The sequence below is a fragment of the uncultured Arthrobacter sp. genome, assembly GCF_947495145.1.
Lineage (GTDB): Bacteria > Actinomycetota > Actinomycetes > Actinomycetales > Micrococcaceae > Arthrobacter_D.
In genome coordinates this window covers 39,743-50,725 of the sequence record NZ_CANLXP010000024.1, presented here as the reverse complement: position 1 = coordinate 50,725, position 10,983 = coordinate 39,743, and the positions used below count along the sequence as shown (strand labels likewise).

Below are 10,983 nucleotides of genomic sequence, written 5' to 3'. Positions count from 1 at the left end.
CAGGCTAACCCATTCGCGGGCATTCCTACCTGAGGCACCGATCAACTTTCACGGGCATATTGACTTGAGGCACTACGGAGACACAGAAAGTGGTCCGCGAACCTCCTGCCCGTATGACGAACGAGGGCGATAGCGCCGCAGTCCATCCGCTGTTGATAGGTTGATTCCATGGGGAGCGCGGAACAGAAAACAGGCGATACGCACGCCGACGCGGACCCATTGGAGGGCCGGATGAACCCCACGAATGCAGCTCTCCGGCGCTGGACGCCCGATGACGCCGACGCCCTGCAACGGACCGTGGCCTGCAGCGATGACTTACGCGTCCAGTTCGGGCAACAGAATCTGTCCACCCTTGAAGCGTGCGGACAGTACATCGAGGAGCAACTGGCAGTCGAAAGCGCCTCGGCCCGCCATTTCGCTGTGGCCGTCGACGGCCTCGCTGTCGGTGACATCGGCATCAGCTCAATGGAGTTCAATCACAGCACGGCCTGGGTTTCCTACTGGCTGAGCGCTGAGTTCCGCGGACAGGGACTTATCACCCGTGGCCTCGCCGCGGCGTCGGAATGGGCCTTCTCGGAGGGTCTCTTCCGACTGGAGCTGGGGCACCGGGTGAATAATCCCGCCTCCTGCAGGGTGGCTACCCGCGCAGGTTTCCAGGCTGAGGGCATCGAACGGCAGAAGCTGCGCTACGGCCTGGACCGCTACGATGTTGAAACCCACGCCCGGCTGGCGTCCGACCCGCCGCCGGAGGGGATCACGCCGCTGCCCCGCTGACCCGGGGACAAAGAAACCCGGGGAATGGAAAGGGCTAGCCATGAAAGTTGCTGTCGTGGGCGGCGGATCAACCTACACGCCGGAACTGGTGGACGGCTTCGCCCGCCTGAGGCAGCTGCTGCCCATCGAAGAACTATGGCTCATTGACCCAGACCCTGCGAGGCTCGAACTGGTCTCGGGACTGTCCCGCCGGATCTTCGCGAAGGCCGGCCACAGCGGCAGGATCATGACCACGCACAGCGTCGCGGAGGGTGTCAGCGACGCCGACGTCGTTCTCCTGCAGCTGCGCGTCGGTGGTCAGGCCGCCCGCCACGGCGATGAGACGTTTCCCCACGAAGCCTGCTGCATAGGTCAGGAGACTACTGGCCCGGGCGGCTTTGCCAAGGCGCTCCGGACCGTGCCGGTGGTGCTGGACATTGCGGAGGTGGTCCGAAAGAGGGCGAAGCCGGACGCCTGGATCATTGACTTCACGAATCCGGTGGGAATAGTCACCCGTGCCCTTCTGCAGGCGGGCCACCGGGCGGTTGGCCTGTGCAATGTGGCCATCGGTTTCCAGCGCAGGTTTGCTGCGCTCCTGAACGTCGACCATAACCAAATCTCTCTGGACCACGTAGGCCTCAACCACCTCACCTGGGAACTCGGAGTGCTCCTTGACACTGACGGGCGCCAGGTGGATGTCCTCCCCCGGATCCTTGAGCAGCACCTTGAGGATGTGGCCCGGGAGGTGCAGCTGCCGCCCGCTTTGCTGCGGCTGCAGAAAGCCATTCCCTCCTACTACCTGCGGTACTTCTACAGCCACGACGAAGTGCTTCGAAATCAGCTGAGCCAGCCGTCCCGCGCGCAGGCTGTCATGGAAGTGGAGCAGTCGCTGCTTGAAAAGTACGCAGACCCGGCGCTGGATACGAAGCCGGAAGAACTCTCGCTGAGGGGCGGGGCGTTCTACTCGGAAGCGGCAGTCGACCTCATGTCTTCACTGACGTCCGGGCGGGGCGACAGACAGGTAGTCAATGTGCGAAACGACGGCACCCTGCCATTCCTGCCGGATGACCATGTGATCGAAGTACCTGCCGTCATCGGGCCGGACGGGCTGACGGTGGCTCCGGTCGAATCCCTGCCCGATGACATGGTTGCTTTGATCAGCCACGTCGCCACCTATGAGCGGCTTGCCCTCGACGCAGCCCTTCACGGCGGGCGGGAGCGGGTCGCCAGGGCGATGCTCGCGCACCCGCTCGTTGGCCAGTTCGACAAGGCGGAGAAGCTCACGGACTCGCTGCTGGCAGCCAACCGCGAGCACCTGGCGTGGGCCCGGTGAGCCAGCTCGGCTGCCCTGTTGTCATCGGCATTGACGGCGGCGGTTCCAAGACAGACCTCGCAGTTCTTTCGCTTGAGGGCGAGATGGTCTTTCACGCGCGTGGCGGTGGCGCGAATCCCCAAACGGTAGGCCTCGACGAGTCTGTAGCGGTGGTCCGGGCGCTCGCCACCGAGGCATTGGAGGTTAGCGGGAACCGGTCGCTGCTGCAGACAAGCGTCTATCTTGCCGGTATGGACCTCCCGGTTGAGATTGAGCAATTCTCCTCGGCCATCGCCGAAGACGCCTGGGCACGAGGAGCCGATGGAAGACGAGCGGTCGTCGACAATGACCTCTTTGCCCTCCTCAGGGCCGGAACCGACAGCCCGGATGCGGTAGCCGTGGTCTGTGGAACGGGAATCAATGCTGTGGGGGTGAGGGCAGATGGCCGGACGGCCCGGTTCCCCGCCCTCGGCCTGCTGTCGGGAGACTGGGGCGGCGGTGGGGACCTCGGCGCAGCCGCACTGTGGCACGCGGCCAGGTCAGAAGACGGCAGGGGGCCGCGGACATCCTTGGACCGGTTGGTTCCGACGGCCTACAACCTGGGCACCGTGCGCGAAGTCATCGAAGCCATACACCTCGGGCGTATACCCGCGCGTTCGGTTGCTGACCTCACTCCCGTTTTGTTCACCGCCTCAACGGCAGGCGACGAAGTCGCCGCATCAGTAATCGACCGCCAAGCCGATGAGATTGTTGTCCTGGCAGTCACTGCGCTTCGGCGTCTGCATTTGCTCCATGTCCAGGTTCCCGTCATTCTCGGCGGAGGGGTGTTGGCCGCGAACGACAGCCGACTCCTTACCCGGATCGAGTTGGGCCTCGAGGAACAGGCACCCAACGCCCACTCGCACCTGGTGACCGCACCCCCGATTGTGGGCGCCGGCCTGCTCGCGCTGGAAGCAGCCGGTGCCGGCACCGACGCGCTCACCTGCGCGCGGCGCGAGATGGAGCGCTCGTCCTGAACCTACCGGCGCTCTGGCGCGAACTACACCGTGACCTGGTCGCTCGCGTACCGGATGCCGACCTGTTCGCGGATGTCATCGAGCAGCGCCATCGTGGCAATCGAATGCGCCCACGGCATAGTGGGGCTTTCGGTCAGCCCGTCCTGGATGCACCGGGTGACTTCACGAAGCTGGTACACATAGTTGCTTCCGATCTGCTCGAACGCTTCGACGCGGGAGCGGCCGTCCGTCGTCGTAATGGTGAGGTCGGAAGGATTGCACTGCGGCGTTGACGCTTTCAGCCATCCAGCGCTGCCGCTGACGGTTGCGGTTCCCGGGCAAGCGGCCACAATCGACGTGATCAGTTGGGCGTTCGCCCCGTTTTCATAGGAGAGCGTGAGTACGTTGCCCATGTCCACGCCGTCGTCGGTCAGTGTGGCCTGTGCTGCGGTGTGCGCAGGAAACCCCAGCGCTCCGAGCGCCCACGTCAGCGGGTAGACCGCGAGATCCAGCAGCGCGCCGCCGCCGGCTGCCGGATCCCAGAGACGGGAGTTCCGGTCGTAGGCGGAGACAAAACCCAGATCGGCCTGGACCCAACGGATCTCCCCCAGCTCTCCAGATCCGATGATGTCCCATGCCCGGTTGATACTCGGCAGGAAGCGCGTCCACACCGCTTCCATCAGGAAGACGCCGTTGGCCGCGGCAACCTCGGCGAGCGCCCGGGCTTCCGCGGCGTTGACGGTGAAAGGCTTCTCGCACAGTACGTGCTTGCCCGCGGTCAGGGCAGCTTCCGCCACCTCCCGGTGCTGGCTGTGCGGCGTCGCGATGTAGACCACGTCCACGTTCGGATCGTTGAACAGGTGCTGGTAGCCGCTCACGCCGTTCGAATCCGAGTAGCTGGAGATGAACCCGAACTCTTCGGCGAAATTCGCCGCGTTCGCCTCGCTGCGCGAGCTCACGGCCTGCAGCACCGAGTCTTCGAGCAGAGCGATGTCCGCGGTGACCCGCCGGGCTATCTGGCCCGGAGCAACAACGCCCCAACGGAGGTTCTTCCCGGTGGCTGCGAGAGGGTCGACTCCAGGTTCAGCGCACGGCGGGACGGGCAGGATGTGTTGGCGCATCATTTTCCTTAGGTTTATGTGCCCCTTCCGCGTTCATTTGGCAGGACACGCCCCTTATGAGGCGCCATACGGGGTGTGTCCTGACAAATGAACGGGGGGAAGGTTTGGGAGGTTAGGTGGAATCCCTGACCACCAGTGAGGTAGGCAGGCGGTTCACCCGTTCGGCCGGGCCGCCCTCGATGAGCGAGAGGAGAATGTCGGCCATCCGGTGCCCCATTTCGACAATGGGATGGTGAATGGTGGTCAGTGACGGTGTCACCGAGGTGGCGAAGGAGTCATCATCGAAGCCGACGACGGCGATGTCACCCGGGATGGTGACGTTGCGTTCAGCGAGAACCGAGTAGGCGCCGGCAGCCATCTGGTCATTGGCGGTGAAGAGCCCGTCGATCTTCTGGCCCCGGTCAAGAAGCTTGTGCATCGCCGCCCTGCCGGATGCCTGGGTGAAGTCACCGAACTCCACGAGTGAAGTATCCAACCGGGCGGAGCGCAACGCCGTCTCCCAGCCGCGCAACCGGTCGATCCCCGGATACATGTCCTGGGGACCGGCGATCGTGGCGATGGACGTCCGTCCGATCTCGATCAGGTGCTGCGTGGCCCGCTCCGCCGCCGCCTGGTTGTCCACCTCAACGTAGTAGCTGTCGCTTTCCCCCCGGAAGGGGCGCCCGGCGAAAACCACCGGAAGGGAATCGCTGATCCTGGTCCAGGAGTTGTCACCGCTGTGGTGGGAGACCACCAGCGCGCCGTCGACGTTGCCGCCAAGCAGGTAGCTTCTGGTCTTCTCCGGCCGCGCTTCGGACGAAACGATCAGGTTGAGGGTGTACTTCGTTTCAACCAGCGTCTGCGCGATCCCTTCCACCAGGGTGGCGAAGAAGGGATCGGCAAACACCTTCGAGGTTGACTCCGGCACTACCACCGCAACCGAGTTGGTACGCCTGCTCGCAAGGGAGCGTGCGGCACGGTTGGGGATGTAGTTGAGAGTCGAAATGGCTTTCTCGACGGACTTCACGATGTCCGGGTCAACGTTCGGTGCATCGTTGACCACCCGGGACACCGTTGATCGTGAGACGCCGGCCAGCGCGGCCACCATTTCGAGGGTCGGCGCGGGCCGCGACCGGCTTGCGTCTGTCTTCACAATCATCTCCGTGCATGGTGCTGGAACCTTTGGATCCAGTCTAGGTTGGCTCAGGCTCCTGACGGCGTGAGTACCTGCACCCTTGACTGCTCCACCTCCCCGTTGGCCCTCGCCGAGCTGATCAGCTGCCGGTAGGCATGGCCGCTGTCCTTGATGGTCCGCTCGAACGAGTTGTAATCCACCCGGACAATCCCGAAGCGCTTGCCATAGCCCCAGGACCATTCGAAGTTGTCGAGCAGGGACCAGACGAAGTAGCCGCGCACGTCCGCGCCGGCGTCGATCGCCTCGCCGACCGCAGCCACATGGTCGAGCACGAACTGGGTGCGCTCGGTGTCGTGTACCGCACCGTCGCTGCTGACGACGTCGTCGTACGCTGCGCCGTTCTCCGTCACGTACAGCGGCGGGAGGGTGGGGTACTCCTCGCCCACGCGGACCAGCAGTTTCCGGAGCCCGTCCGGGTTTACTTCCCAGTTCATTGCTGTGCGCGGCAGGCCGCGGCTGGGGAAGGCGATGTCCTCCGAGCCGATCCAGCATGACGACGTCTTGCGGGTGGTACCGCCGGAGTGGCCGTCGCCGCCCTCGGTCGGGTGACCGCTGATGAGGTCGTCGTGGTAGTGGTTGACGCCGAGGAAGTCGATGGGCGTGCCGATGATCTCGAGATCACCGAACTGGATGACGTCCCGGATGCCGAACTGCTCGAGGTCCGCGAGGGTGTCCTCTGGGTACGCTCCGCGCAGGATCGGGTCGAGGAAGATGCGGTTCTGGAGGGAATCGAACCGGCGCGCGGCATCGAGGTCGACGGGGTCCGCGTGATCCTTCGGGATCGAGTTGCTCAGGTTGAGCGTGATGCCGACCTGCTCGGCTCCGCTGGATCGAAGGGCGTTGACTGCCAGGCCGTGCGCCAGGTGCTGGTGATGGATTGCGGCAACGGCTGCCCGCGGTTCCTGCCGGCCCGGCGCATGCACTCCGGCGGCGTAGCCGAGCAGCGAGGAGCAGAACGGTTCATTGAACGTGGTCCAGTGCTGCACCCGGTCGCCCAGTGCCGAATAGACGTCGTTCGCGTAGTCCACAAAGCGGTACGCGGTGTCGCGGTTCGCCCAGCCGCCCTTTTCCTCGAGGGCCTGCGGCAGGTCCCAGTGGTAGAGGGTCAGCCAGGGAAGGATGCCGGCTTCGAGCAGTTCATCGACCAGCCGTGAGTAGAAGTCGAGGCCTTCCGGGTTGGGACCCCGGTCCCCCGGCCGGACCCGCGCCCAGCTGGTGGAGAACCGGTAGGAGCCCAGCCCGAGCTCCTTCATGATGCGAACGTCTTCGGGCATGCGGTCGTAGTGCTGAACCGCATCCTTCAAGGTGTCACCGTGCGCGATAGCCCCGGGTACGCGGGCGAAGGCGTCCCAGACAGAATCTTCCTTGCCGCCCTGATGGCTTGCCCCTTCGACCTGGGCTGCTGCGGTGGCTGATCCCCAGAGGAATCCCTCGGGCCAGGTTCTGGTCGCGTTCCCGGGAACGGGTTCACCGCTGATGGGTCCGCGGTGTGTTGCGTCGAGTGGCATTAGCCTTTCACTGCTCCTTGCATGATTCCTGATATGAGTTGTCGGCCTGCGACGACGAAGAGCGCCAGCAGGGGAAGTGTTGCGAGAATCGCTCCGGTGAGCACGATCGAGTAATCGACGTACCGGGCGGCCTGCAGTTGGCTCAGGGCCGTCTGCAGGGTGGGGTTACCGGCGTCGAGCACCAGCAGTGGCCAGAGGAAATCCGTCCAGGCGGTCATGAAGGTGAAGAGGCCAAGAATCGCCATCGCGGGCCGTGCGGCGGGAAGTGCCACATGCCAGAAGGTGGAGATCATGGACGCCCCATCCATGCGCGCGGATTCAATCAGCTCGTCGGGAATGACGTCCACGAGGTACTGGCGCATGAAGAACACACCGAACGCAGTCACGAGCGTGGGAACGACGACGGCGCCGATCTCGCCGGTCCAGCCCAGGGTCCGCATCATCATGAACAGCGGGATGATGCCCAACTGGGTGGGGATGGCCATGGTGGCGATCACCGCCACCATGAGGCCGTTCCTGCCCCTGAAGCGAAGCTTTGCGAAGGAGTAGCCGGCAAGGGTCGAGAAGGACACAACCGAGATGGTGATGATTCCGGAAATCAGAACACTGTTGCCCAGTGCGAGCCAGAACGGAATGGTGTCGAATACTTCGCCGACATTCGTCCAGAAGTTGCCGCCAGGCAGGAGCGGTGGCCAGGTTCCGGCTAGTGCCGAATTGGACCGGCTGCCGATGATGACGGACCACCACAACGGATACGCCGAGGCGAGGAAGAACGCAAACAGCAATCCGTAGGTAAGGAACCCAGGACGGTGCCCGTTGCCGAACAGCTTCTTCCGCAGAACCGGCGGGCGCGCACTTTTCTTGCGGTCAGTTGTCTGCGTCCTGTCGATGACGGTCATTTCCCACTCCTTGCTGTCGATAATCCCGCGCGCCTCTGACGTCTGTTTGCAGGTGCGTCTCCGGTGGTCGCAATGCGCCGCGAGATCAGCCAGTTGACGATGCCGAACAGGACGATGATGAGGAACAGAAGCCACGCGATGGTCGCAGCCTTGCCGAAGTTCTGGTGCTGGAACGCCATTTCCCACAGGTAGAGAACGGTGGTCTGGAACTGGCGTGCGGTTCCACCGGCGCTCCTGGGATCGTAGAGCTTGGGTTCGGTGAAGATCTGCAGGCCACCGATGGTTGCGGTGATGACCACGAAGATCATGGTGGGGCGGATGCTCGGCAGGGTCATGCTGAAGAAGCGGCGGAACGGCCCGGCGCCGTCAATGGCGGCGGATTCGTAGATGTCCCGCGGCACGGCCTGCATGGCCGCGAGAAGGATTAGCGCGTTGTAGCCGGTCCAGCGCCAGTTCACCATGGTGGCAATGGCGATGTGGCTGGGCAGGGTCTCGTTCATCCACATGATCCGGTCAATACCCATGCTGGCCAAAATGTTGTTGATGAGCCCGTACTGCTCGCCGAACATGTTCGCGAAAATCATGGCAACCGCTACCGGAGTAACGATGTATGGGAGCAGGATGCTCATGCGCCAGAACGTCTTGGCGCGCAGGTTCTGGTCCAGAACTGCTGCGATTGCGGTCGCGACCACCAGCTGCGGGATGGTGGAGAGCAGGAAGATGCTCACGGTGTTGAACAGTGAGTTCCAGAAGAACCTGTCCTGCAGCACCTCGACAAAGTTCCCCAGGCCCACAAACTCGCCCTGACCCTTCAATAGGTGCCAGTCGAAGAGGGAGACAACGAAGGTGTAGCCGAGGGGGAAGAGCCCCACGAGCCCGAACAGGAGAAAGAACGGGGCTATATAGAGGTACGGCGACGCCTTCACATCGAGGACATTCAGGCGCTGACGGAAGGTCGGTGCAGTTTTACTGGCAGCGGGAGTGCCGGCTGCCGGTCGATTCAGTGTCGTGGTCATGACGATTCCAGTCCATGAGGGGGCCTCCGGTACTCCCGAAGGCGTCGGTGATCCCGGAGGCCCTCCGGCCGGTGTGCTAGTTGTTGACGACGAGCTCGTTGAGGAGCTTGACGGCTTCGTTCCAGGCCTCGTCAGCCGTTCCGGAGCCTGTGTCGAGGATCTTCAGTGCCGGTGCGAAGACGTTCTCCTGAATCACCGAGTCCTTCGGACCCTTGAACTGCGCGACGACACCCTCGGCCCGCGAGGCGAAGATGGCACCGTAGGGAGCGTCATTAAAGAGCTCGTTGGGTACTGCATCCTCCACAATCTGCTGCTGGGCCTCGATGGTGCTCGGGAAGTTGTTCGCTGCGGCGGACTGCTTGACCTGCTGCTCTGGTGCGGTCAGCCAGGCTGCCAACTTGGCTGCCTCGGCCGGGTGCTCTGAGCTTTCAGGAACGGAGAGGAAGGCTCCGCCCCAGTTGGAAGCGCCGCCCGGGAAGACGTCGGCTACGTCCCAACCGGTCTCGGCTCCGCCGCCTGCGGATTCAAGCTGCTCCTGAATGGTGCCGAGCATCCAGGCGGGGCAGACATGGACGGCGAAGGAGCCGTCAACGAAAGCCTTGCCCTTGCCCCAGTCGAACTGCTTCTGGTTGGCGGACAGCCCGTCAGCTGTGCCGGCTGCGAGAAGGTCGAACTTGGCGCGCATGGCCTCGTTACCCTCGACGTTCAGCGCGCCGTCGGCCGTGTAGTAGCCCTCCTCCATCTGGTTCACCATGGAGTTCCACACGAACGCAGACTGGTCATACCAGGCTTTGCCGGTGGCTTCGTTGTACTGCCGGCCCAGGTCGAAGTAGGTCTCCCAGGTAGCGTCGTCGCCGCCGAAGAGTTCAGCAACTTCTTCGCGGTCAGTGGGGAAACCTGCCGCCTCGAAGAGGTCCTGGTTGAAGCACATTGCCTGCGGTCCGATGTCAGTGCCGTAGCCGATAACGCGGCCGTCGGGATCGGTGCCCTGCTCAAATTTCCAGTCCACCCAGTTGTCCTTGATGTCCTGGGCACCGTGCTCGTTGAGGTCCACGAACTGGTCAGACACCTCCATGATCTGGCCGAGCCAGCCCTCTTCGACGGCAACGACATCGCTCAGGCCTGATCCGGCCGCGAGTTTGGTGAAGGCATCGGTGCGGGCGTTGGCGCTGCCGTCGATGTTGTTGGCCTCGATGGTTACGCCGGGGTTGGCTTCTTCATATTCGGCATACAGGTCGTCGTAGCCGAAGTTGCCGAAAGTGGTGACGGACAGCTCGATCGGATTCTCGGCGCTGGCCGGTTCATCGCTGCTGCTGCCGCAGCCCGTGGCAACGAATGCCAGGGCCATAGTGCCTGTAAGGGCGGTAAACATTTTGGTGCGTCGTGAAAGGCTCACGGTCACTCCTTTGTGTGCGTGCTTCGATTGGAAAAGGGCGTGCTGGATTCCACTGAGTGACCTTCTGGAAACGGACGAGATCAGCCTGCGTGGAGGTTGATGCGGAAGTTTGATGGAGCGCTCCATCGGCGGTTCAGCCAATCTACAGATGACTTGTGTCACATGTCAATAGAGCGCTCCATCAGATTCTTTCGACGCGTCGCACGGCCGTGCATCCCGGCGGCATTGAAGGCGCGGCTCTGGCCTCTCAAATCCCTACGCGCGGCGGGCGGGGCCTCCGTCGAGCAGATCCTTGGCACGTGCCGGCACGATCTTGCGGAGAAAATCGATTTCACGTTCTGACGCTGTCGCTGCCGCTGCTTCCGCAGCGGATTCCACGGTGGCCGTGACGGCCAGCCTCGCGTCGGCGGCGCCGAGTCCCCAGGCAACGCCTTCACCCACGATGTGCTCGAGCGTCAGGTAGGGCAGCTTGATCTGGCCGTCGAGGGCATGCCCCGCATTGACTGAACGGGCGATCAGGTGAGGCACAGGGGAATCCAGCGGGAAGTAGTCCATCGAAGTAGTTGTAGACGGCGGGCCCTGCGAGCTTCCTGCGAGAAAGGGGCAGCGCAAGGGACAGCAATGTGGCGCCGTTTTCAAGTCGCACAACAGTCCCACGGCCGATGCCGAGGCGGTCGGCCAACTCCTGCTGGGTCATCCCGGCTTCCTTGCGAGCTTCGCTGATAGAGCGTCCCAACGATGCTGCGTCTACCGCACGGAAGAACGGCGTCGCACCGCTTTTGTTCAAGAAACCGCGCACGGGCTCAGCG

General features: G+C 63.4%; 10 protein-coding genes and 1 pseudogene. 3 read left to right on the top strand and 8 right to left on the bottom strand.

The features are described 5' to 3' along the window. Positions 1-231 precede the first annotated feature (231 nt). Genes Q0877_RS14910 through Q0877_RS14900 form a run of 3 tightly spaced genes read left to right on the top strand, consistent with a single transcriptional unit; the run spans position 232 to position 3,081 of the window. Positions 232-774: a GNAT family N-acetyltransferase gene (locus Q0877_RS14910; RefSeq protein ID WP_299169216.1), complete on the top strand. Its 543-nt coding sequence runs from the start codon at positions 232-234 to the stop codon at positions 772-774. Positions 775-814: 40 nt separating this feature from the next. Beyond that, positions 815-2,086, top strand: a complete 1,272-nt coding sequence (locus Q0877_RS14905; protein WP_299169214.1) for a 6-phospho-beta-glucosidase — start codon at positions 815-817, stop codon at positions 2,084-2,086. Further along, positions 2,083-3,081, top strand: coding sequence for an N-acetylglucosamine kinase (locus tag Q0877_RS14900; RefSeq protein ID WP_299169212.1), 999 nt, complete (start codon positions 2,083-2,085; stop codon positions 3,079-3,081). Before Q0877_RS14905 ends, Q0877_RS14900 begins: the two co-directional genes overlap by 4 nt. Before the next feature lie 23 nt (positions 3,082-3,104). Here the strand turns inward: Q0877_RS14900 and Q0877_RS14895 are convergent, their stop codons facing one another. From Q0877_RS14895 to Q0877_RS17140, 8 genes and pseudogenes are all read right to left on the bottom strand, one after another. Continuing rightward, positions 3,105-4,184 carry a Gfo/Idh/MocA family protein gene (locus tag Q0877_RS14895; RefSeq protein ID WP_367182185.1) on the bottom strand — a complete coding sequence of 360 codons (1,080 nt, stop codon included), beginning with the start codon at positions 4,182-4,184 and terminating at the stop codon, positions 3,105-3,107. Positions 4,185-4,293: 109 nt separating this feature from the next. Then, positions 4,294-5,268: a LacI family DNA-binding transcriptional regulator gene (locus Q0877_RS14890; RefSeq protein WP_299169223.1), complete on the bottom strand. Its 975-nt coding sequence runs from the start codon at positions 5,266-5,268 to the stop codon at positions 4,294-4,296. A gap of 95 nt (positions 5,269-5,363) precedes the next feature. Beyond that, entirely contained in the window at positions 5,364-6,863 is a 1,500-nt protein-coding gene (locus Q0877_RS14885; RefSeq protein WP_299169210.1) for a GH1 family beta-glucosidase, read from the bottom strand. Then, positions 6,863-7,762: a carbohydrate ABC transporter permease gene (locus Q0877_RS14880; RefSeq protein ID WP_299169207.1), complete on the bottom strand. Its 900-nt coding sequence runs from the start codon at positions 7,760-7,762 to the stop codon at positions 6,863-6,865. The genes Q0877_RS14885 and Q0877_RS14880 overlap by 1 nt, the downstream gene beginning before the upstream one ends. Beyond that, positions 7,759-8,778 carry a carbohydrate ABC transporter permease gene (locus Q0877_RS14875; RefSeq protein WP_299169204.1) on the bottom strand — a complete coding sequence of 340 codons (1,020 nt, stop codon included), beginning with the start codon at positions 8,776-8,778 and terminating at the stop codon, positions 7,759-7,761. The genes Q0877_RS14880 and Q0877_RS14875 overlap by 4 nt, the downstream gene beginning before the upstream one ends. A 76-nt stretch (positions 8,779-8,854) precedes the next feature. Further along, a complete protein-coding gene (locus Q0877_RS14870) occupies positions 8,855-10,174 on the bottom strand; it encodes an ABC transporter substrate-binding protein (protein ID WP_299169202.1) in 1,320 nt (439 codons plus the stop codon). 255 nt (positions 10,175-10,429) lie between these two features. Then, entirely contained in the window at positions 10,430-10,729 is a 300-nt protein-coding gene (locus Q0877_RS14865; RefSeq protein WP_299169200.1) for a hypothetical protein, read from the bottom strand. A gap of 67 nt (positions 10,730-10,796) precedes the next feature. Beyond that, positions 10,797-10,973, bottom strand: a pseudogene (locus Q0877_RS17140) (helix-turn-helix transcriptional regulator); the annotation flags it as partial. Positions 10,974-10,983 lie beyond the last annotated feature (10 nt).

Coding starts and splice junctions, on each gene's coding strand:
- Q0877_RS14910 (WP_299169216.1), top strand. CDS start 232: ATGAACCCCACGAATGCAGCTCTCCGGCGCTGGACGCCCGATGACGCC.
- Q0877_RS14905 (WP_299169214.1), top strand. CDS start 815: ATGAAAGTTGCTGTCGTGGGCGGCGGATCAACCTACACGCCGGAACTG.
- Q0877_RS14895 (WP_367182185.1), bottom strand. CDS start 4,184: ATGATGCGCCAACACATCCTGCCCGTCCCGCCGTGCGCTGAACCTGGA.
- Q0877_RS14890 (WP_299169223.1), bottom strand. CDS start 5,268: ATGGTGGCCGCGCTGGCCGGCGTCTCACGATCAACGGTGTCCCGGGTG.
- Q0877_RS14885 (WP_299169210.1), bottom strand. CDS start 6,863: ATGCCACTCGACGCAACACACCGCGGACCCATCAGCGGTGAACCCGTT.
- Q0877_RS14880 (WP_299169207.1), bottom strand. CDS start 7,762: ATGACCGTCATCGACAGGACGCAGACAACTGACCGCAAGAAAAGTGCG.
- Q0877_RS14875 (WP_299169204.1), bottom strand. CDS start 8,778: ATGACCACGACACTGAATCGACCGGCAGCCGGCACTCCCGCTGCCAGT.
- Q0877_RS14865 (WP_299169200.1), bottom strand. CDS start 10,729: ATGGACTACTTCCCGCTGGATTCCCCTGTGCCTCACCTGATCGCCCGT.